Here is a 20374-nt window from a genome sequence, read left to right as displayed (position 1 = left end):
GTGTTTAAGGGTCTGAAACCCATTATCTATGGTGGCCGCGAAGTCTGGCCATTGGTCGAAGGCGGCAAGGGTGTTGCTGCAACCAATCATGCAAGCTCGGGCGCGTGGGCCGCTGCTGGAGGGATCGGAACGGTGTCGGCTGTCAATGCGGACAGCTACGATGAAAACGGCGAAATGATCCCGCAGGTTTTTCACGGGAAAACCCGCGCTGAACGGCATGAAGAGCTGGTTGCTTACGGCATCAAAGGCGGTATCGCGCAGGTAAAACTGGCGCACGAAATTGCGGGTGGCAAAGGCGCGATCAATATCAACGTGCTTTGGGAAATGGGCGGTGCCCAGCGCATTTTGCATGGCATTTTGGAAGAAACACGCGGCATGGTCACAGGCGTGACCTGCGGGGCAGGGATGCCTTACAAGTTATCGGAGATTGCCGCGCAATATGGCGTTTATTACCTTCCGATCATAAGTTCGGCGCGCGCATTTCGCGCACTTTGGAAGCGCGCTTATCACAAGGTTCCCGAATGGCTGGGTGCGGTGGTTTATGAAGACCCCTGGTTGGCCGGCGGTCACAATGGTCTGTCCAATGCCGAAGACCCGCGCAGCCCCGAAGATCCCTATCCACGCGTAAAAGCGCTGCGCGATGTCATGCGGGTCGAGGGCATTTCTGATGATGTGCCAATCATCATGGCCGGTGGCGTCTGGTTCTTGCGGGACTGGGATAATTGGATCGAGAACCCTGAATTGGGCCAGATTGCTTTCCAATTCGGGACGCGGCCATTGCTGACCCAGGAAAGCCCTATTCCGCAGGGATGGAAAGATGCCTTGACCAAAATCCCCGAAGACGGGGTTTTGCTGCACCAGTTCTCGCCGACAGGCTTTTATTCAAGCGCGGTCATCAACCCGTTCCTGCAAGAATTGCAAGGCCGTTCGGAACGCCAGATTTCTTACAACCAAGCGGCTGATCTTGATCACACGCTCCAACTTGATGTTGGGGTGAAGGGCAAGAATTTCTGGGTAACACCGGCTGATCTGATGAAGGCGCGCGAATGGCATGCCCGCGGATTTACGGTGGCGCTAAAAACGCCCGATGATAGCCTTGTTTTCGTCACGCCTTCATCGGGTGAAGTAATCCGCAAAGACCAGAAGGACTGCATGGGCTGTCTGTCGCACTGCGGTTTTTCGTCATGGAAAGACCATGACAACAACAGCACGGGCCGCCTCGCCGACCCGCGCAGTTTCTGCATTCAAAAGGCACTTCAGAATATCGCACATGGCGCGCCGATTGACGAAAACCTCATGTTTGCAGGGCACAGCGCATATCTGTTCGGCAAGGATCCATTTTATTCCAATGGGTTCGTTCCGACCGTCAAACAGCTTGTCGATCGCATCCTGACCGGGGACTAATTGCTGCCGTCATTTACCGATTATTGACCTTATCCCGTTATTTTTTCGGGGCAGGGGAAGATGATGAGCTACATGACGTCGCAATATCGGAGAGTTGAACCCGCACGGCTTGAGCAGCGCGAAGCGCAGCGGCATCCTGTGCTACTCGGCCGTGCGACCGTACATGAAGATGCCAAAGAGACGTTGGAAGCCAGACTCGTAGACTTATCTGTTTATGGCTGCCGCGTTTCGATCGACGGAGGCGTCAAAGTTGGTGAACGCATCTGGTTACGACTTGCCAACAGTAATCCGATCAGCGCCACCGCCGTATGGGCCGAAGGCAATCGGTTGGGCTGCAAATTTGATGAAATGCTCGATCGGGCTTTATTTCGTCAGCTTACCCTGCAGGGCTGTTGACCCTGCACGTGCGCTCGTTCATGATTTAATCACGCGATTAAATCAAGGGGCAGGCAGCATGGATTTCAGTCTTAGCGAAGAACAACAGGCACTCAAGCAATCCGCTCGAAGCTTTGCGCAAGCCGAACTGACGCCGTTGGCAGCGAAACTTGAATCCGAAAATAGCGCCTTGCCGCACCAAATGGTCAAACGCATGGCGGAAATGGGATTTCTGGGGATCAATATCCCTGAAGAATTGGGTGGATTGGGCCTGTCTAATCTCGACGCGCTGATTGTGCTGGAAGAACTGGCAAAGGTGTCGAGCGCGGTCGCATTTCCCGCATTTGAGGCTAATGTCGGCCCGGTACACGCGATCCGTCATTTCGCACCGGATGCGTTGAAGCAACGCATTGTCCCAGCGGTGTGTCGCGGTGATATGATCGTTGCGGTATCAATGTCCGAACCCAATGCGGGAACCGCGCTGACCGATTTGACAACGCGTGGCGTTATTGACGGCGAGTTTGTGACGCTAAACGGGTCGAAACGCTGGTGTTCCGGCGGCGGGCATAGCGACGCATATCTTGTTTATACCCGCCTGTCCGATGCACCGGGGGCCAAGGGCATCGGCGCGGTTCTTGTTGAAAAAGACACGTCGGGCCTCAGCTTTGGCGAAGCGGAAACATTGATGGGATTTCGCGGCGTGCCTTCTGCGGATATCTATCTCGACGATGTGCGGGTTCCCGTAGGCAATATCGTTGTTCCAGCCGGCGGCTTTGCCAAGTTGATGGAGGCGTTCGACCTTGAACGGTGCGGCAATGCAACCATGGCACTGGCCCAAGCATCGGGCGCATTGGAAGATGTGCTGGCTTACGTTCAGGAACGCCGTCAATTTGGAAAACCGCTTGCTGATTTTCAGGCCGTCCAGATGAAATTGGCCGAAATGCAAATGGAAGTAGAGGCCGCCCGCTTGCTGATTTACCGCGCTGCAGTCAATGCCGATCAGGGCTTGCCCTCCATTCTCGACAGCAGCACGGCCAAATGCTTTGCAAACCAGATTGCGCGAAACGTTACGGGCAACGCAGTCCAGTTAATGGGTGGCTATGGCTATTCTACAGCTTATCCGATGGAGCGCCGGATGCGCGATGCATGGGGCTGGGGTATTGCTGGCGGGGCGATTGACATCCAGAAGATCAACATTGCAAGCGCAATGGTTGGTAGGCGTTTCGACCAGCGAAGATGATGGTCAATAACCGCTCCCGTTAGTGCGCCGCACCCCAGCTCGCCCCAGTGCCGATTTCAACGCCCAATGGAACCGAGAGCGTTACCAAAGGTTCCGATGCGTTCGCCATAACCGCCCTGATAATGTCGCTCGCGGCTTTGACATCGCTTTCGGGCAGTTCAAACACCAGTTCGTCATGCACCTGCAACAGCATCTTTACATGGGACAACCCGGCTGCTTCCAAAGCCGGTCCCATGCGGACCATGGCGCGCTTGATAATGTCCGCACTTGTCCCCTGAATCGGCGCATTGATCGCAGCGCGCTCGCTTCCCTGCCGCTCCGCCTGATTGGCAGACTTGATGCGCGGGAACCATGTCTTGCGGCCGAACAAGGTCGTGGAATGGCCACACTCTCGAACGGATGCCAACGTTTCCTGAATATAGTTGGAGATACCCGGAAAGCGTTTGAAATAGGCGTCGATCAGGGCCTGTGCCTCATCCGGCGTGGATTCCAGCCGCTTGGCGAGGCCCCAGCGCGAAATACCGTAGAGGATCGAAAAGTTGATGGTCTTCGCGCGGCCGCGGGTGTCGCGATTGACCTCGCCAAACATTTCCTGCGCGGTGCGCGCGTGAATATCCTCACCCTTTTCAAAGGCATCCCGCAAGGGCGCGACATCGGCAAAATGTGCGGCAAGGCGCAGTTCGATCTGGCTATAGTCCGCCGAAAGGATGACATTGCCCGGTTCCGCGACAAAGGCATCGCGGATCTGGCGGCCCATTTCGGTGCGGATCGGAATATTCTGCAAATTGGGATCGGTCGAGGACAGCCGCCCGGTCTGCGCGCCGACCAGTGAATAGCTGGTGTGGACGCGACCCGTTTTGGGGTTGATCTGTTCCTGCAGACTGTCGGTATAGGTTGATTTGAGCTTCGCCAATTGCCGCCAGTCGAGCACCTTGCGCGCGATTTCCACACCTTGACCGGCCAGATCTTCAAGCACGGTCACATCGGTCGAATATTGCCCGGACTTGCCCTTTTTGCCGCCCTTGTGCCCCATTTTTTCAAACAGGATATTGCCCAATTGCTGGGGGCTACCAATGGTAAAGGGTTGCCCCGCCAGTTCGTGGATTTCCTTTTCAAGGCTTTCCATCTGCGCGGCGAATTCGCCCGACAGTCGGGAGAGTACAGCGCGATCCACCTTGATACCGGTGCATTCCATTTTCGACAGGACAGGTACCAACGGACGGTCGACCAGTTCATAGACCGTTGTCACCTTATCCGGGCTAAGCCGCAATTTCAGATGGTGCCACAGACGCAACGTAACATCGGCATCCTCCGCCGCATATTTTGTCGCATCGGATAGCGGCACTTCCGCAAAGCCGATCTGGCTTTTGCCGGTGCCGGTCACACTTTTATAGCTTATGCATTCATGCCCAAGGTGCAAACGCGCCAGTTCGTCCATGCCATGGCCATGATCGCCCGCATCCAGTGCAAAGCTCATGACCATCGTGTCGTCATAAGGCGCGATCGTCAGGCCATGCTGCGCCAATACGCTGATGTCATATTTGAGATTCTGGCCGATCTTCAAAATGCTTGGTTCGACCAGCAAAGGCTTCAACCGCGCAAGCGCTTCGGCAAAGGGAATCTGCTCCGGATTTTCGGCGAGCAGGTCGGTGCCTCCATGGCCAAGTGGCACATAGCAAGCTTCCCCCGGCGCCACGGCTAGGCTGAACCCGACAAGGCGCGCCGTCACCGCTTCCAGACTGTCGGTTTCGGTGTCGAAGGCCACCAGTCCCGTTTCCATCGCCCGCGAAATCCAGTGATCAAGCCGGTCGACCGTTGTCACACATTCATAGGCATTCACATCAATTGGCGGCATTGCAGACGGCAGCGCGGCTTTTCCTGCGACTGGCGCGTTTGCGGCACCATCGCCTGTGCTGGTCGCCTTGGGGTTACCTGCAATCGCCTTGTTTGCCGCGGCGGTATTGGCCACTTGGCCGATGCGCTTCAGGAGCGAGTTGAAGCCATGATGCTGCAGAAATGCCGCTAGCGGCTCTTCCGGAATTGCACCGAGCGTCATGTCCTCGATGGGGATCGGAAGCGGGCAATCTTCTTTCAGCGTCACCAAGACCTTTGACAGCCGCGCCTTGTCGGCATGTGCGATCAGATTGTCGCGCATCTTCGACGGCTTCATATCGGGCGCGGCGGCAAGGACACTTTCAAGGTCGCCAAATTCCTGGATCAACTTTGTCGCGGTCTTCGGCCCCACGCCGGGAACGCCCGGGACATTGTCCACGCTGTCGCCCATTAGCGCCAGCACATCGCCGACCTTTTCGGGGCCCACGCCGAATTTTTCGATGACTTCCTCGGCGCGGATGCGTTCATTTTTCATGGTGTCGAACATGTCGACGCACGGTTCGACCAACTGCATCAGGTCCTTGTCGGACGAAACAATGGTCACATGCCATCCCGCAGCGCTGGCCGCTTTGGCATAGCTTGCAATCATGTCGTCCGCCTCGACATTGTCTTCCTCAATCATCGGCAGGGAAAAGGCGCGCGTGGCGTCGCGGATCATCGGAAATTGGGGGCGCAAATCCTCCGGCGCTTCGGGACGATTGGCCTTGTACAGATCATAGATTTCATTGCGGAAGGATTGCGAACTTTTGTCCAGCACGACCGCCATATGCGTCGGTCCGTCCGCCTGATTCAGATCATCGGCCAGCTTCCATAGCATTGTGGTGTATCCGTAGACTGCACCCACCGGTTCTCCATGGATGTTGGTCAGCGGTGGCAGGCGGTGATAAGCGCGGAATATATAAGCGGAGCCATCAACGAGGTAGAGATGCTTTTGTTCGGACATGGCGCATCCGATAGCATCGGCAAGGAAGCAAGCCTATGCCAAAATGCTTAGGGTCAGGACCTATTAAAAGCACTTGCCGCGTTCCGGTTCGTCTGGCAGCCAGCGCTCATGTTATTTTTCAGCCAGTTTGACCTTATGGCGCGGGGCGGTGCCTTTGCCTTGCTGGCTTTGTGGAGCTGGCTGTTGATCCGAGACCATCGCGGACAATTTCCCGCGATGGTTGCCGTTGCAATGAACGGTGCAATCCTATGCTATCTTTTGGTGACATCTGGTTCGTTTGGCCGACCTTCGATAATGGGGCTCATTCTCGCTTTATATGGCAGCTCGACACCGGGGATTTTTTGGATATTTGCAAAATCATGGTTCAACGATGAACAGCAAATCAGACGGCGGGATTTGGTTTTGGTCGCTTTGGCCGCCGTGAACATTCTGGTCATGCGGCTTACTTTCTTTGACTATCCAATGATCAATATGATCACCGGCACGCTATTCAGAATTGGAATGCTGGCTTTTGCTGCCGCGGGGTTATGGGAAGCATGGCGTGGCCGCGATGGGGATTTGATCGAAAGCCGGCGGCGTTTGCGGCCAAGATTGGTCGCCACTGTAGGAACCTATGTCGTTTTGATCGCGGTCAGCGAAATTGCGGTTTACAATTTGGGCATGGGGAGTTGGTTGGTAAGCACGGTCAACAGCAGTATCGTGTTCATTACATTCCTGTTTTGCGCGGCGATGTTTCAGATGCGTCGGGTAGATCTGTTCGGCACCCTGACCAATGAAGTCAAATTCGCCGCGCCGAAAGCCACGGGTGATGATCCCCTCATCGTCAAATTACGGAGCTTTATGAAAACAGAAATGGCCCATCGCGACGAAACCATGTCGATTGCCAAACTTGCATCGCAATTGGGGGAACAGGAATACCGGTTGCGCCGGACTATCAATGGGCAGCTTGGCTATCGCAATTTTGCGGCATTTTTGAATGGGTATCGTTTGGAAGAGGTGAAATCCGCACTGGCCGATCCTCAGCAAAAGGACGTACCGATCATCACCATTGCGCTCGATGCAGGCTTTGGCTCGCTCGGTCCCTTCAACCGCGCATTTCGGGAAGCCGAGGGTATGACACCCAGCGAATTTCGGGCGCGAAACACTGGCTGATTTCGAAATCGGCTAGCCAGTTTTTGAAAAAGGGCAGCACCTGTTGTCGCAACTTGGCAACCGGCACAGCACAACTGCCAAGGAAGCATGAAATGACGACCGGAATTCCTCCCCTTGATATTCTCCTTGAAAAAGGCCCCTTTATTTTTGCCTTTGATTTTGGACGCTATCTGATCGCGGCGTCGATTACATTTGCCATTGTCTGGGGACTGCGCCGTTCATCCATCAAGGCACGGAAGATCCAGTCGCGTGAGGCAACTGCAGCCGATATGCGGCGTGAGGTCCTCCAATCGCTGCAATCGGCGATGGTGTATACCTTGGGTGCCGCATTTCTTGTCTGGGGCACACAAAACGGAATCTTCAAATGGTTCAATGGCAGTTTTGGCCTTGCAACCGACCTCTTGATTCTCGTGGCAATCGTCATCGCCCATGACGCCTATTTCTATTGGGCACACCGAACAATGCACCACCCAAGCCTGTTCAAATATTTCCATCGCGCACATCACCGGTCGATTACACCCACCCCTTGGGCGGCCTATAGCTTCGCCATTCCCGAAGCCGTGGTGATGTTCATGTTCGTGCCGATATGGCAATTTTTTGTACCAACACCTGGTTGGGTCATGTTTACATGGCTGAACTTCCAGATCATCCGCAACGCCATGGGTCATGCCGGGTTTGAATTCTTCCCGCGCTGGTGGCTTTCTACTCCGCTTACCAGTTGGATTAACACAACGGTACACCACGACCTGCATCACAATGGCGGCTTCAACACCAACTACGGTTTATACTTCACATGGTGGGATAAGTGGATGGGCACCGAAAATGCCAACTACCACGCCAAATTTGCCGAGGTGGTGGGGCGTGACGGCAAGCAGGTCGAAGACGCGGTGGCAGTTTATCGTTAAGAGGGGAAAAGGGTGACGCGGAAGGGGTAACAAAGTTGTTCCGCGCGCACATTCTGATTGGCACGATTGCACGCCTTCCCCGCTTTAAAGAACCTCATCGCCCCATAGACGGCCGACTTCGATAAAACCGAACCGGCCGGCATTTTCAAAACGGCACCAACCTTTTTCGCAGTCTTCGATATATCCAACAACTCCGGGTTCCACCCGCCAGGAAATTCGCGATGTGGTTTGCGGGCTTTCCCGCAAAGAACCTATGGCGTTGCCGGTAACGACCGCCGTCCGTTTCGGGCTGAGCAAGCGAACATGGACCCAACCTTGATCGCCATCGGGATCCTCTAATTTGCGCCAGACACTGTGGATTGCGACAACTTTAACTGGTAAATTTTCCCGCTTATAGACCCATTTTACCGGAAATTCGGTGCTGGGGCCTGTCCGCATTCTCGCCTCGGGCTGTTTTATCGAGGCCCAATAGGGCGTCTTTTGTTGCGTCTGGCTATTTGCTGTTGCCGCACTTAGAAACACACCGATCAGAGCCGCGCTTTGCCATATATATTTCAATCGAATTGCCATAATCTTATCCCAAACAGAGTTTCTATACGGCAAGCAACGGCTGCTGCGCAACCATGCTGTCTTGACGTCGGGCCGAAATGCGCTTTACTCGGTGGATGCCAGAACTTAGCCGTATCGAACGCCCCAAAATCCATGTGACCCGCAAACTTTTGCCAGTGGTCGAACGCAGGATGGCCGAACTTTTTGACGCTTCGTTCAATTTGGACGACACGCCTTTGTCACAGGCGCAACTTGCCGATAATATGGCCGATTGTGATGTTTTAGTGCCAACGGTTACCGATCGCATCGATGCCGATCTCATTTCCGCCGCTCCGCCGCGGTTGAAACTGATCGCCAATTATGGCGCGGGGGTAAATCATATCGATCTGTCCGCGGCCAAGGCAAAGGGGATCATGGTCACCAACACCCCCGGTGTATTTACCGACGACACCGCCGACTTGACGATGGCCCTGATCCTTAATGTACCGCGCCGCTTGGGTGAGGGTCACCGGTTGATGCGAAGCGGAGCGTGGCAAGGGTGGAGTCCGACGGGAATGCTTGGTCACCGGATCGGCGGCAAAACGCTCGGTATAATTGGGTTTGGCCGCATAGGAGAGGCCGTGGCCATTCGCGCCAAGGCATTCGGGTTGAACATTATTTACAACCAACGCCACCGCCTGCCCGCGAGTGTCGAGGAGGAATTGGGCGTCGGCTTCGAACCCGATCTTGATCGTTTGGTAGGCCGCGCCGACATTATCTCGCTACATTGCCCGCTGACTGCGGAGACCGACAAGATTATAAATGCCCAGCGGATCGCCTTAATGAAGCCTGATGCCTATATCATCAATAGCTCACGCGGCGAACTGATTGATGAAGAGGCGTTGATAGACGCGCTGGAAAGCGACCGGATAGCGGGTGCCGGACTGGATGTTTATACGCATGAACCTGCCGTCGATGCCCGGCTACTCTCGCTTTCCAATGTCGTCCTCCTCCCCCATTTGGGGAGCGCAACCTTTGAAGGTCGCGGTGCATCGGGTGAACGGGTAATCGCCAATATCCGGATGTGGGCAGATGGTCACCGACCATCTGATCAAGTACTCGAAGGATGGTCTTAAGAAATTTTATGCTGTGAACAGCCCGTTAACTGTAATTTTTTGCATTGAGCATCCGCCAAAGCTGCCTTAGGACACCCGCAGAAAAAAGGGGCGGGATGCGGACATGACCAAAAAAATAACATATATATTGCTGACTGCTGGCGCGATGCTGGCTGCTCCTGCCGTTGCCCAGGATGGCGCCCTCGTTATACCTGAAGCAGATAGCGGTGACAGTGCGTGGATATTGACGTCATCGGCGCTCGTTCTGATGATGACTATTCCCGGACTTGCGTTATTTTATGGCGGCCTCGTCCGCGCGAAAAATTTCCTGTCGGTGCTGGTGCAATGTGGTGCAATTGCTGCCGTCGCTTCGGTCATCTGGATTGCCGTCGGCTACAGCCTTGCTTTTTCGGTCAACGGCAACAGTTTCATCGGCTCCCCTGAAAATTTTATGTTTAATGGCCTTCTGGATTCCGTGCGAGAGGACCAGTCCATCGGTGAACTGGCCTTTGCCCTGTTCCAGATGACCTTTGCCATCATCACCCCGGCGCTGATAGTCGGTGCGTGGGTTGAACGTGCACGGTTCGGATGGGTTGTTGCCTTTAGCGCGCTTTGGTCGTTGCTCGTCTATATTCCCGTAACACGCTGGGTATGGGGCGGCGGGTTTCTGGCCGAACAGGGCGTTATCGATTTTGCCGGTGGCATTGTTGTGCACACGACGGCAGGAATTTCCGCGCTTGTGGTCGCCCTGATGCTTGGCAAGCGGATCGGTTTCCCCAAAACATTGATGTTGCCGCACAGCCCCGCGTTGACCGTTGCAGGTGCCGGCCTGTTGTGGGTCGGCTGGTTCGGCTTCAATGGCGGCTCTGCGCTTGCGGCCAATGATGCGGCGGCCAGTGCGATCATTAACACCCACGTCGCCGCGTCGGTTGCCGCATTGGTGTGGATATTGATTGAACGGTTCAAGGTAGGAAAATCAACCGCCGTAGGGTTTGCCACGGGTGCGGTTGCAGGTCTGGCGACGATTACTCCTGCCGCCGGGACCGTTGGGCCGGGCGGTGCTATCATCATCGGGATGTTGGCCGGGCTGGTGTGCTTCTGGTGTGTGGGTCTTATTAAGGGCACGTTGAAAATCGATGACTCTCTCGATGTGTTCGCCGTGCATGGCGTTGGCGGAATGCTCGGCTCTGTGTTGCTCGCAATATTCGCCAGCGAAAGCCTTGGCGGTGTCGGTTATGCCGAAGGCGCCGGCATGGGCGCACAGCTTTGGATCCAGATAAAAGCTGTGGCCATCGTCGCCGTTTACTCCGCCGTGGTGACGTTGATTGTCGGCTACATGGTCTCAATGGTCCTGCCGATGCGGGTTAGCGAGGATCAGGAACGTGACGGTCTGGATATCGCAAGCCACGGCGAGCGGGCATGGGATCTGGATTAGCTTTACGCAAAGGCCGCGAAGAGTGATGCCGAGTTCAGCGCCGAATGCGGGCTTGGCATTGGTGCAATTGTCCCAAAATTGTAACGTTGGTGACGTGAACACGTAACTTGCGGCGGCTATTCGGCAGTTCCAGTTGAAGCAACATCTGGAAAAATCATGACAAAGGTCGCAAAGAAGAACGAAATCGGGGGCATCTTCGATCCGAAAATGCCGGATTGGTTCCATGAAAAAGAACCCCGCAGTTTCCAACCGAAAAAGAAGTACAGGACCGTCTGGATTTCGGACATCCACCTCGGCACATCGGGTTGTAATGCGGAATTGTTGCTCGACTTTTTGCAAAGCATCAAATGCGAAACGCTATATCTCGTTGGCGATATTGTCGATGGATGGCGGCTTCGTAAGGGCTGGTATTGGCCGTCGAGCCACAATGAAGTGGTCCGCCGTATCCTGAAAATGGCGCACAAGGGCACACGCGTGGTCTATGTTCCCGGCAACCATGACGAAATGTTCCGCGATTATGTCGGTCTTGGCTTTGGCGGGGTCGAACTGGCGCACGAAGCGATCCACGAAACGGCGGATGGCCGTTTGTTGCTGGTCACCCATGGCGATATGTTCGACAGCGTCGTGCTTTACGCCAAATGGTTGGCCTTCCTGGGCGACACGGCTTACACGTTTTTGCTGAAGGCTAACGTTTGGCTCAACGCGGTGCGCCGCAGACTCCATCTGCCCTATTGGTCGCTTTCATCCTATCTGAAAATGCGCGTCAAAAACGCAGTGGCTTTCATTGGCGAATATGAAGAGGCCGTGGCGCGCGCCGCCATCGAGCGCGGCGTTGATGGCGTTGTGTGCGGACATATCCATCATGCGGAAATCCGCGACTTTGATGGTGTCACTTATTATAATGACGGTGATTGGGTCGAAAGCTGCACCGCGTTGGTCGAAGACAAGCACGGTAATATGTCGATTGTCGATTGGGCCGAAGAAAACCGCCAACGCAAATATGCTGCCAAGCTTGCGAACGTTCCCGCATGAGAATTGCAATCGCCACGGACGCTTGGCGGCCGCAAATCAATGGCGTTGTCCGCACCCTTGAAATGACCGTCAAATTGCTGCGCGAACGCGGGCATGAAGTGTGCGTGATTAGCCCCGATCAGTTTCGCACCGTGCCCTGTCCGGGCTATGGTGAAATACGGTTGGCGCTTGCCCCGCGATTTGGCCTGCGAAAAAAGCTGGCCGAATTTGCCCCCGATATCGTCCACATCTCGACCGAGGGACCGATAGGTTGGAGCACACGTCGTTGGTGCATGGTCAATTCGGTACCGTTTACGACGGCCTTTCACACGCGTTTTCCGGACTATGCATCGGTGCGAACCGGGCTTTCACCGGATTTTTTCTGGCCGGTGATGCGAATTTTCCACAAATCTTCGCGTGCGGTTTTGTCGGCCACACCGCGATTAAGCGAAGAGCTTGCAAGCCGGGGTATTTCGCATACCCGCCCCTGGACCAGAGGCATCGACACCGGCATATTCAAACCGGGATTGGCACCGCATCCTGCATTGGCCAATTTGCCCCGCCCAATTTTGCTGTCGGTCGGCCGTGTCGCCATCGAGAAAAATCTTGAGAGTTTTCTTGATGCGGACGTCCCCGGTACGAAGGTCGTGGTGGGGGATGGTCCTGCGTTGGAGGAACTGAGAGCGCGCTATCCAGACGCCATATTTACCGGCAGTCTGAGCGGTGACGAGCTGGCGCAGGCCTATTGCGCGGCGGATGTGTTTGTATTTCCCAGCAAGACCGATACATTTGGTCTTGTGATGATTGAGGCATTGGCCTGCGGTGTTCCGGTTGCTGGATATCCTGTACCCGGTCCATTGGATATCATCGGCGGACAGGGGCGTGGTCCTTATGATGACCTGTCCAAACCCGTCGGATATGTGTCGGAATCTTTGCCGACTGCGATTAAAAATGCCCTGCTGTGTGACCGGCACAATGCCGCCGCTTATGGCGCCCTTTTCACGTGGGACAATGCGCTCGATCAGTTTCTCGCGGCGCTGCATTCGGCCCGCCAGCATATATTGGAGACGGCTTAACCGCGGGGTCGGGTTTGCCGATATGTGCCCAAAAGCCGAACCGAATTGCAATGGAAACGCAGTTCATCAAGCGCCCGGTCAACGGCTATATCGCCCGGCGCGCCTTCGATGTCGGCAAAAAATTCGGTTGCGGCAAAGCTTGCGCCATTTTGGTAGCTTTCCAGCTTCGTCATATTGACACCGTTCGTGGCAAACCCGCCCATTGCCTTGTAAAGCGCGGCGGGAATGTTTTTTACCTCAAAGATGAAAGTCGTCATTAGCGTGCCGTCCAAACCTGCCGGGTCAACCGCCTGTTTTGACAAAATGACAAAGCGGGTCATGTTGCTCGCATCATCCTGCACAGCATCGTTCAGTGCAACCAGCCCGTACATTTCAGCGGCAATCGGCGGCGCGATTGCGCCTGCGCTCGGGTCATCACTAGCCGCAACAAAAGCGGCAGCCGCGGCTGTGTCGGCATATGCGACCGGGATAATCCCATGCTCGCGCAAATAATGACGGCATTGGCCAAGCGCTTGCGGGTGGCTCATGGCAGTGGTCAGCTTTGCGTCCGCCGCTTTGGCCATCAAGCAATGGCGGATGGGCATGAAATGCTCGGCAATGATGCTCAACCCCGATTCGGGCAGAAGAAAATGGATGTCTGCAACCCTGCCATGCAACGAATTTTCGATGGGGATGATGGCGCGCGCGGCCTTTCCGTCTTTCACGGCATCAATGGCATCTTCGAAGGAAAAGCAGGGCAGAGGATAACAGTCTTTGTCAAATTCAAGCGCCGCCAAATGCGAATTTGCGCCGGGAGCGCCCTGAAATGCAACCGCACGGGCTGGTTCGGCATGTACGGCGGCGGTCATTTCCTTGACCTTGGCAAGGGCGGGGGCGGGATAGCTGTTCATGGTAACGCCGTGTTACGGGACGGAGACATATCGGGCAAGACCGGATTTCCGCTCTTGCACGGCTTCCGTTCGGCTATTAGAGGGGCAGGGAATCCAGCGGCTTCATGGCCGCATGCAGTGAACAGCATAACAGGGCAGACAATCAATGGATGATCGCAGTAACACAATCGCAGGTTGGGTGTTGGCAGGTGGCATCGCCGCTTTGGGTTTGACCATCGCGTCGGGCATGTATTTCCACCGCGGTGAAGTTGAAAAACCCGGTTATGCCATTCAAGGTGCAGAGGCCGATGGCGCCGGTGCGGCTGCGGCCGTTCCAATCGGAAATATGATGGCCACTGCCGATATGTCCAAGGGCGAAACGATTTTTAAAAAATGCGTTGCTTGCCATACGATTGCGCAAGGCGGGGCAAATGGTATTGGACCAAATTTGTGGGGTACGGTCGGCAAACCGCTCGCCGGCCATGCCGGATTTGCTTATTCCGATGCGCTGAAGTCAAAAGGTGGAACCTGGACGTTCGAGGCGTTGAACGAATGGTTATCGAACCCCAAAAAATATGCGCCCGGAAACAAGATGACCTTCGCAGGCCTTGGTAATCCGGAAGAGCGTGCCGCTGTACTTCTTTATCTGAACAGCCAGGGTTCAAACATACCGCTTCCGACCCCGGTTGAAGCTGCGGTCGCAAATGCGGCAGCGGAGGAAGCAGGCGGTGAAGCTGCACCGGCTGCGGACGCGCCAAAGACGGACGAAGCTCCGGCGAAATAATGGCTTAAAATGCCTCTCCTTCGTTGAAGGGGAGGTGAGACCTTAACGAGCGGTCGTCACGAAAACCTATACTTCGTAAAATTCGCAGATTGCGTTCCACGCTTCGTCGGCGGTTTCGACAAAACGAAACAGTTCGAGGTCAGGCGGGCTGATGACGCCTTCGAGCATCAGTTCTTCGAAATTGACAACGCGGTTCCAGAACTCTTTGCCGAACAAAAGGATCGGCATTTTCTTGACCTTTCCGGTCTGTACCAGCGTCAGCAATTCGAAAAATTCATCAAATGTACCAAAGCCGCCCGGGAAAACCGCAACGGCGCGCGCGCGCAAGAGGAAGTGCATTTTACGTAAGGCAAAATAATGGAACTGGAAACTCAAACGCGGGGTCACGTATAGATTGGGGGCTTGTTCATGCGGCAAGACAATATTCAGTCCGACCGATTCAGCGCCGACATCATGTGCACCGCGATTGGCGGCCTCCATGATCGATGGTCCACCGCCCGAGCAGACCACAAAATGGCGACGCCCCTCTGCATCGGTGATGTGTGCTTGGCTGGCCAATTGAGCAAGTTGCCGTGCTTCGTGATAAAAGCGCGATTTTTCTTGCATGCGCTCGGCAATAATTCTGGATCGGTCATCGGTCGCCGCAGCCAGCAATTCCTCGGCTTTGTCGGGTTCCGGTATACGCGCCGAACCATAAATGACCAACATCGATCCGATGTTCGCTTCATCCAGAAGCATTTCGGTTTTGAGCAGCTCCAACTGAAAACGGACGGGCCTTAAATCTTCGCGAAGAAGAAATTCAGCGTCCTGAAATGCAAGCCGATAGGATTTGCTGCACGTTTGCGGAGTAGAAAGCTGTTGCTCTGCGAAGTCGGCTTCTTGTTGGGCTTTGTAGAAGCGGCGATCGGTAATTTTGGTGTCAGTCATCAAGACGGGTTTAGCCGCGCCATCAATCTTTTGCCACCCCTTATCGGCAATAAGCAGAGCCATCTGTCATGGATTTAGCCATGTCGAAATGAAAGTGGTTGGCATGCGCGCCATTATAGTCAGGACCAAGAACTGTGCCAAAGCGTTTGCAGGCCGATTGGTGTAATCTTCTCAGGAAATTGCGTTCCTGCGATGTGCCGTTCCACCCACTTAGCAAAGTGACGCGGCGGCCGTCACGCAATACAAAGGCCGAGACATCAATCGCGTTGGCATAAGCGTGTTGGGATAATTTACCCGATCGACCATTGTTGACGTTACGGCAACTGTAAGTGCCAAATGTCTCTATCCTGACCACGTCCGAACCGAGATATTGTTGTGCCGCAGGTCGAACAGCGTGCTTTGCCCAAGCGGCAAAATTGGCGGCAAGCGGACATGTTATGGGCCCAAGGTTGCTGGTTTCGGTTCCCAAGTCCATTATCCTTATAGTGTCGATCATGCGGCATCCGCCGCCCTTGTTTTGATTTGGAAGAACCGAAAACCGAACGTCTTTCGCTCGCAAATCCGATAGGCATTTTCGCGATTCAGCGGTTCGGAAGCTGTCATTTGTCGCGCGTGGTACATCACGCCCATCCCTGCCACCGCATCCAGAAATAACGAGCGATATGGCGACCAGCACCAGGATATGAAAGTTGCACTTCAACATCACTTCAACGTTAGCAAATCGCGGTAATTTGGTCACTAAATTTATCGACACCGAGGATGGGATTGACCGACAGTAGAAACCGTTGGACGCAAAATGGCGGACATAAATTGTTACAAATTCGTCATTGCCAGCATTGCGTACGGCTCCTATTCCTGCTCCATGTTGCGATTCATTCTTAATAAGAAGCCGTTCTTTTGGCTTTTGCTCAGCATTCCTGCGCTGTTGATGCTTCAACGGTTCTTGTCGAGTGATGTCCTGGCGATGGACATGCTGCACCCGACGGGCGAATGGTCTGCCCGCCTGATGATTTTTGCCATGTTATTGAGCCCGCTCGTTGCCGTTTTGGGACCGAAGCCCTGGCTAAGCTGGCTGGTGCAGCGACGCCGTGCTTTAGGCGTGGCAGCCTTTGCTTATGCGGTGCTGCATCTGATTTTCTATGTGATTGATATGGGCAATTTGGACGACATACTGGCCGAATTCTGGGCGCTGGGCATCTGGACTGGATGGGCCGCAATGCTGCTGTTCGTGCCGCTGGCGCTGACCAGCAATGATGCGTCGGTGCGGAAGCTGAAGGCTGGTTGGAAGCAACTCCAACGTCTTGTCTATCCGGCGGCAGTCCTTGTTCTGGTCCATTGGATATTCATCCACAACAACCTGGTTCCGGCGCTCGTCCACTTTGTGCCTTTGGCGCTATTGGTGGCCGCACGCTTTTTTCTTTCCCCCAAACCCCAACCCAAAGGAGCATGAATATGCGCGTCTTTATCCCCCTTACCCTTGCTGCCGCAGCCGCTGTTGCGCTGGTATCCGCGCCCGCTTCGGCCACAGGCGTTATCACGTGCAAGGCTGGCCCTGTATCCAGCTGGAAAACACAGGACGAACTGACTAAGAAGCTGACCAAGGAAGGCTGGACTGTTCGCAAGTCTAAGGTCGATGGCGGTTGCTATGAAGTTTATGGCACCACCCCCGAAGGCGACCGGGTCGAAGCCTATTTCCACCCTGTCACGCTCGAAAAACTCTATGTCGGACGCCGTGGCGAAGTGCTGTTCCGCAAGCAGGGTTATTGAGCGTCTGCGTCGATAGTCGTTGACAAAACCGGGGCCGCGCTTAAACGCGGCTTCGGGCCACGCGGTCCCAACGCCGCGCTGCTCTCTGCAAGGAGACGCTTACATGACTATGAGTAAACCCGCCAACACACCGGCGCGTCCGTTTTTTTCTTCCGGTCCCTGCGCGAAGCCGCCGGGTTGGGAAGCTTCCAAATTAGCAACCGAATCACTGGGCCGTTCGCACCGCGCCAAGATCGGCAAGTCGCGTTTGCAACTTGCGATCGACCTGATGCGCGAAGTGCTGCAGGTGCCCGATACGCACCGGATCGGCATTGTGCCCGGTTCGGACACCGGCGCCATCGAAATGGCGATGTGGACGATGCTCGGCGCACGGCCGGTCACGATGCTTGCGTGGGAAAGCTTCGGTGAAGGTTGGGTTACCGATGTCAACAAACAGCTCAAGCTGAACGCCACCGTCCTGAATGCGCCTTATGGCGAAATTCCCGATCTGTCGGCGGTCGATTTCAGCAATGACGTCGTCTTCACCTGGAACGGCACCACCTCGGGTGCACGCGTTCCCAATGGCGACTGGATCGCGGACGACCGCGAAGGACTGACCTTCAACGATGCGACCTCGGCGGTGTTTGCTTATGACATGCCTTGGGACAAGCTCGATGTAACGACCTTCTCCTGGCAGAAGGTTTTGGGCGGCGAGGGCGCGCATGGCGTGCTTATCCTCGGCCCACGCGCTGTGGAGCGGTTGGAAAACTACACCCCTGCATGGCCGCTGCCGAAGGTGTTCCGTCTGATGTCGAAAGGCGCGCTCGCGGAAGGCGTGTTCAAGGGCGAAACCATCAACACCCCCTCAATGCTCGCAGTCGAAGATGTGATCTTTGCGCTGGATTGGGCAAAAAGCGTGGGCGGATTGCAAAGTCTGATGGGCCGTTCGGATGCCAATGCCGCTGCGCTTGGCAAGATTGTTGCCGACCGGACATGGCTTGGCCATCTTGCCGCCGACGAAGCGACGCGGTCGAAAACCTCGGTCTGCCTGACGGTCGAAGGCGCGGATGAAGCGTTCATCAAGAAGTTCGCCGCTTTGCTCGAAGCCGAAGGTGCCGCCTATGACATTGCGGGATACCGCGATGCGCCGCCGGGTCTGCGGATCTGGTGTGGTGCGACCGTCGACACCGCCGATATCGAGGCGCTCGGACCCTGGCTCGACTGGGCCTATTCGCAGCTCACCTCTTAATTCCAAGCCGTCACCCTGAACTTGGTTCACCTTCGGTGACTGCGTTCCAGGGCCTTACTTTCGCCGGTGAAATTAAGATGCTGAAACGAGTTCAGCATGACGGCATTTCAGAACGGAACAAAAAAATGACAAAACCTCGCGTACTTATCTCCGACAAAATGGACCCCAACGCCGCCAAGATCTTTGCCGAGCGTGGCTGTGACGTTGACGTTATCACCGACAAGACCCCCGAAGAACTGGCCGCCATAATCGGCGACTATGACGGTCTTGCCATCCGCAGCTCGACCAAAGTGACCAAGGCCATTTTGGATGCTGCGACCAATCTGAAGGTCATCGGCCGCGCCGGTATCGGGGTCGACAATGTCGATATCCCTGCCGCATCGGCCAAGGGCGTGGTCGTGATGAACACGCCGTTCGGCAACTCGATCACCACCGCCGAGCACGCCATCGCCTTGATGTTCGCCCTCGCGCGCCAATTGCCCGAGGCGAATGCCCAGACGCAGGCGGGCCTGTGGCCGAAAAACGGCTTCATGGGTGTTGAAGTCACCGGCAAGACGCTGGGCCTGATCGGTGCCGGCAATATCGGTAGCATCGTCGCCAGCCGCGCGCTCGGCCTGAAGATGAAGGTTGTCGCCTTCGACCCGTTCCTGACCGCAGAGCGTGCCGTCGAAATGGGCGTTGAGAAAGCCGACCTCGACACATTGCTGGCAAAGGCTGACTTCATCACGCTGCACACGCCGCTGACCGACCAGACCCGCAATATCCTGTCGAAGGAAAATCTTGCCAAGACCAAAAAGGGCGTCCGCATCATCAACTGTGCGCGCGGCGGCCTTGTTGACGAAGTGGCGCTGAAAGAAGCGCTGGATAGTGGCCAAGTGGCAGGCGCGGCGCTTGATGTGTTCGCAATCGAACCCGCCAAGGAATCGCCGCTGTTCGGTACGCCAAACTTTATCTGCACCCCGCATCTGGGTGCATCGACCAATGAAGCGCAGGTCAATGTTGCGCTACAGGTGGCTGAACAAATGGCAGATTATCTGGTCACCGGCGGCGTTACCAACGCGCTCAATATGCCCAGCCTGTCTGCCGAAGAGGCGCCGAAGCTTAAACCATATATGACTTTGGCCCAAAAACTGGGGTCGCTGGTCGGCCAACTCGCGCATGATGATCTCGACAACATTGCGATCGAAGTCGAAGGAGCGGCGGCGGAGCTCAATATGAAACCGATTACAGCTGCGGTTCTTTCAGGTTTCATGCGCCGTTTTTCGGATGCGGTGAATATGGTCAACGCGCCCTATCTCGCCAAGGAACGTGGCTTTGATATCCGCGAAGTGCGCCACGACAAGACCGGTGCATATCACACGCTGATCCGTGTGACAGTTAACACCAGCCAAGGTCCACGCTCAGTTGCCGGGACCCTCTTTGCCAATAGTGAGGCGCGTTTGGTCGAGATCTTCGGCATCAGCCTGGAGGCGGAGCTTGAAGGTGATATGCTATATATTGTCAACGAAGACGCGCCCGGCTTCATCGGCCGCGTTGGCTCGACTTTGGGCGAGGCAGGGTTGAACATCGGCACCTTCCACCTTGGCCGCCGCAGCGCAGGGGGTGAAGCGGTTTTGCTGCTGTCGATGGACTCCAAAATCGAAGAGCCAGTCTTGTGGCAAGTATGCAAATTGCCCGGCGTGAAAACGGTAAAGGCGCTTAAATTCTGATCGGGGCTTTCCC

At 55.4% G+C, this 20374-nt stretch carries 19 protein-coding genes; 14 read left to right on the top strand and 5 right to left on the bottom strand.

Annotated features, from left to right (window positions below; all coding sequences use genetic code 11):
* Genes ACKVOS_RS06535 through ACKVOS_RS06525 form a run of 3 tightly spaced genes read left to right on the top strand, consistent with a single transcriptional unit; the run spans position 1 to position 3019 of the window.
* Positions 1-1404, top strand: a complete 1404-nt coding sequence (locus ACKVOS_RS06535) for an NAD(P)H-dependent flavin oxidoreductase (protein ID WP_409211210.1) — start codon at positions 1-3, stop codon at positions 1402-1404.
* A gap of 60 nt (positions 1405-1464) precedes the next feature.
* Positions 1465-1800 (top strand): PilZ domain-containing protein, encoded by a 336-nt coding sequence (locus tag ACKVOS_RS06530; RefSeq protein WP_409211209.1) that lies wholly within the window; start codon positions 1465-1467, stop codon positions 1798-1800.
* 58 nt (positions 1801-1858) lie between these two features.
* Positions 1859-3019 carry an acyl-CoA dehydrogenase family protein gene (locus tag ACKVOS_RS06525; protein ID WP_409211208.1) on the top strand — a complete coding sequence of 387 codons (1161 nt, stop codon included), beginning with the start codon at positions 1859-1861 and terminating at the stop codon, positions 3017-3019.
* 19 nt (positions 3020-3038) lie between these two features.
* Here ACKVOS_RS06525 and polA read toward each other — a convergent pair whose 3' ends face one another.
* Entirely contained in the window at positions 3039-5855 is a 2817-nt protein-coding gene (polA, locus tag ACKVOS_RS06520; protein ID WP_409211207.1) for a DNA polymerase I, read from the bottom strand.
* Between the two features lie 108 nt (positions 5856-5963).
* On the opposite strand from polA, the gene ACKVOS_RS06515 reads away from it, so the two are divergent.
* Entirely contained in the window at positions 5964-7007 is a 1044-nt protein-coding gene (locus tag ACKVOS_RS06515) for a helix-turn-helix domain-containing protein (protein ID WP_409211206.1), read from the top strand.
* 92 nt (positions 7008-7099) lie between these two features.
* Positions 7100-7912: a sterol desaturase family protein gene (locus ACKVOS_RS06510; protein WP_409211205.1), complete on the top strand. Its 813-nt coding sequence runs from the start codon at positions 7100-7102 to the stop codon at positions 7910-7912.
* Between the two features lie 84 nt (positions 7913-7996).
* On the opposite strand, the gene ACKVOS_RS06505 is transcribed toward ACKVOS_RS06510, so the two are convergent.
* Positions 7997-8482, bottom strand: a complete 486-nt coding sequence (locus ACKVOS_RS06505) for an SH3 domain-containing protein (protein WP_409211204.1) — start codon at positions 8480-8482, stop codon at positions 7997-7999.
* A 95-nt stretch (positions 8483-8577) separates the two neighbouring features.
* Here ACKVOS_RS06505 and ACKVOS_RS06500 point away from each other — a divergent pair, with 95 nt between their 5' ends.
* The 4 genes from ACKVOS_RS06500 to ACKVOS_RS06485 all read left to right on the top strand — a co-directional run bounded on the left by ACKVOS_RS06500 (position 8578) and on the right by ACKVOS_RS06485 (position 13077).
* Positions 8578-9576, top strand: a complete 999-nt coding sequence (locus ACKVOS_RS06500; RefSeq protein WP_409211203.1) for a 2-hydroxyacid dehydrogenase — start codon at positions 8578-8580, stop codon at positions 9574-9576.
* Between the two features lie 103 nt (positions 9577-9679).
* Positions 9680-10990 carry an ammonium transporter gene (locus tag ACKVOS_RS06495; RefSeq protein ID WP_409211202.1) on the top strand — a complete coding sequence of 437 codons (1311 nt, stop codon included), beginning with the start codon at positions 9680-9682 and terminating at the stop codon, positions 10988-10990.
* Positions 10991-11197: 207 nt separating this feature from the next.
* Positions 11198-12022 (top strand): UDP-2,3-diacylglucosamine diphosphatase, encoded by an 825-nt coding sequence (locus ACKVOS_RS06490; protein ID WP_409211226.1) that lies wholly within the window; start codon positions 11198-11200, stop codon positions 12020-12022.
* Positions 12019-13077: a glycosyltransferase family 4 protein gene (locus ACKVOS_RS06485; RefSeq protein WP_409211201.1), complete on the top strand. Its 1059-nt coding sequence runs from the start codon at positions 12019-12021 to the stop codon at positions 13075-13077. Before ACKVOS_RS06490 ends, ACKVOS_RS06485 begins: the two co-directional genes overlap by 4 nt.
* On the opposite strand, the gene ACKVOS_RS06480 is transcribed toward ACKVOS_RS06485, so the two are convergent.
* Positions 13074-13967 carry a prephenate dehydratase gene (locus tag ACKVOS_RS06480; RefSeq protein ID WP_409211200.1) on the bottom strand — a complete coding sequence of 298 codons (894 nt, stop codon included), beginning with the start codon at positions 13965-13967 and terminating at the stop codon, positions 13074-13076. The genes ACKVOS_RS06485 and ACKVOS_RS06480 overlap by 4 nt on opposite strands.
* Positions 13968-14112: 145 nt before the next feature.
* Between ACKVOS_RS06480 and ACKVOS_RS06475 the strand changes: the two genes are divergently transcribed.
* Positions 14113-14730, top strand: coding sequence for a c-type cytochrome (locus ACKVOS_RS06475; protein WP_409211199.1), 618 nt, complete (start codon positions 14113-14115; stop codon positions 14728-14730).
* Between the two features lie 66 nt (positions 14731-14796).
* On the opposite strand, the gene ACKVOS_RS06470 is transcribed toward ACKVOS_RS06475, so the two are convergent.
* Positions 14797-15657, bottom strand: coding sequence for an LOG family protein (locus ACKVOS_RS06470; RefSeq protein WP_409211198.1), 861 nt, complete (start codon positions 15655-15657; stop codon positions 14797-14799).
* Between the two features lie 40 nt (positions 15658-15697).
* A complete protein-coding gene (locus tag ACKVOS_RS06465) occupies positions 15698-16360 on the bottom strand; it encodes an extensin family protein (protein ID WP_409211197.1) in 663 nt (220 codons plus the stop codon).
* A 159-nt stretch (positions 16361-16519) separates the two neighbouring features.
* Between ACKVOS_RS06465 and ACKVOS_RS06460 the strand changes: the two genes are divergently transcribed.
* The 4 genes from ACKVOS_RS06460 to serA all read left to right on the top strand — a co-directional run bounded on the left by ACKVOS_RS06460 (position 16520) and on the right by serA (position 20361).
* The gene (locus ACKVOS_RS06460; protein WP_409211196.1) at positions 16520-17107 is read left to right on the top strand and encodes a sulfite oxidase heme-binding subunit YedZ; all 588 of its coding nucleotides are present in this window, start codon (positions 16520-16522) and stop codon (positions 17105-17107) included.
* A gap of 2 nt (positions 17108-17109) precedes the next feature.
* Positions 17110-17424: a PepSY domain-containing protein gene (locus ACKVOS_RS06455; protein WP_409211195.1), complete on the top strand. Its 315-nt coding sequence runs from the start codon at positions 17110-17112 to the stop codon at positions 17422-17424.
* Between the two features lie 103 nt (positions 17425-17527).
* On the top strand, positions 17528-18652 hold the full coding sequence (locus tag ACKVOS_RS06450; RefSeq protein ID WP_409211194.1) for a phosphoserine transaminase: 1125 nt from the start codon (positions 17528-17530) through the stop codon (positions 18650-18652).
* 125 nt (positions 18653-18777) lie between these two features.
* Entirely contained in the window at positions 18778-20361 is a 1584-nt protein-coding gene (serA, locus tag ACKVOS_RS06445; RefSeq protein WP_409211193.1) for a phosphoglycerate dehydrogenase, read from the top strand.
* The last annotated feature ends 13 nt before the right edge of the window (positions 20362-20374 follow it).

The sequence above is a fragment of the Sphingorhabdus sp. genome, from assembly GCF_046154385.1.
Taxonomy (GTDB): domain Bacteria; phylum Pseudomonadota; class Alphaproteobacteria; order Sphingomonadales; family Sphingomonadaceae; genus Sphingorhabdus_B.
Note: the sequence above shows the minus strand (reverse complement) of the source record. Positions and strands in the feature narration are given on the sequence as shown.

Coding starts and splice junctions, on each gene's coding strand:
- ACKVOS_RS06530 (WP_409211209.1), top strand. CDS start 1,465: ATGATGAGCTACATGACGTCGCAATATCGGAGAGTTGAACCCGCACGG.
- ACKVOS_RS06525 (WP_409211208.1), top strand. CDS start 1,859: ATGGATTTCAGTCTTAGCGAAGAACAACAGGCACTCAAGCAATCCGCT.
- polA (WP_409211207.1), bottom strand. CDS start 5,855: ATGTCCGAACAAAAGCATCTCTACCTCGTTGATGGCTCCGCTTATATA.
- ACKVOS_RS06515 (WP_409211206.1), top strand. CDS start 5,964: ATGTTATTTTTCAGCCAGTTTGACCTTATGGCGCGGGGCGGTGCCTTT.
- ACKVOS_RS06510 (WP_409211205.1), top strand. CDS start 7,100: ATGACGACCGGAATTCCTCCCCTTGATATTCTCCTTGAAAAAGGCCCC.
- ACKVOS_RS06505 (WP_409211204.1), bottom strand. CDS start 8,482: ATGGCAATTCGATTGAAATATATATGGCAAAGCGCGGCTCTGATCGGT.
- ACKVOS_RS06500 (WP_409211203.1), top strand. CDS start 8,578: ATGCCAGAACTTAGCCGTATCGAACGCCCCAAAATCCATGTGACCCGC.
- ACKVOS_RS06495 (WP_409211202.1), top strand. CDS start 9,680: ATGACCAAAAAAATAACATATATATTGCTGACTGCTGGCGCGATGCTG.
- ACKVOS_RS06490 (WP_409211226.1), top strand. CDS start 11,198: ATGCCGGATTGGTTCCATGAAAAAGAACCCCGCAGTTTCCAACCGAAA.
- ACKVOS_RS06485 (WP_409211201.1), top strand. CDS start 12,019: ATGAGAATTGCAATCGCCACGGACGCTTGGCGGCCGCAAATCAATGGC.
- ACKVOS_RS06480 (WP_409211200.1), bottom strand. CDS start 13,967: ATGAACAGCTATCCCGCCCCCGCCCTTGCCAAGGTCAAGGAAATGACC.
- ACKVOS_RS06475 (WP_409211199.1), top strand. CDS start 14,113: ATGGATGATCGCAGTAACACAATCGCAGGTTGGGTGTTGGCAGGTGGC.
- ACKVOS_RS06470 (WP_409211198.1), bottom strand. CDS start 15,657: ATGACTGACACCAAAATTACCGATCGCCGCTTCTACAAAGCCCAACAA.
- ACKVOS_RS06465 (WP_409211197.1), bottom strand. CDS start 16,360: ATGTTGAAGTGCAACTTTCATATCCTGGTGCTGGTCGCCATATCGCTC.
- ACKVOS_RS06460 (WP_409211196.1), top strand. CDS start 16,520: ATGTTGCGATTCATTCTTAATAAGAAGCCGTTCTTTTGGCTTTTGCTC.
- ACKVOS_RS06455 (WP_409211195.1), top strand. CDS start 17,110: ATGCGCGTCTTTATCCCCCTTACCCTTGCTGCCGCAGCCGCTGTTGCG.
- ACKVOS_RS06450 (WP_409211194.1), top strand. CDS start 17,528: ATGACTATGAGTAAACCCGCCAACACACCGGCGCGTCCGTTTTTTTCT.
- serA (WP_409211193.1), top strand. CDS start 18,778: ATGACAAAACCTCGCGTACTTATCTCCGACAAAATGGACCCCAACGCC.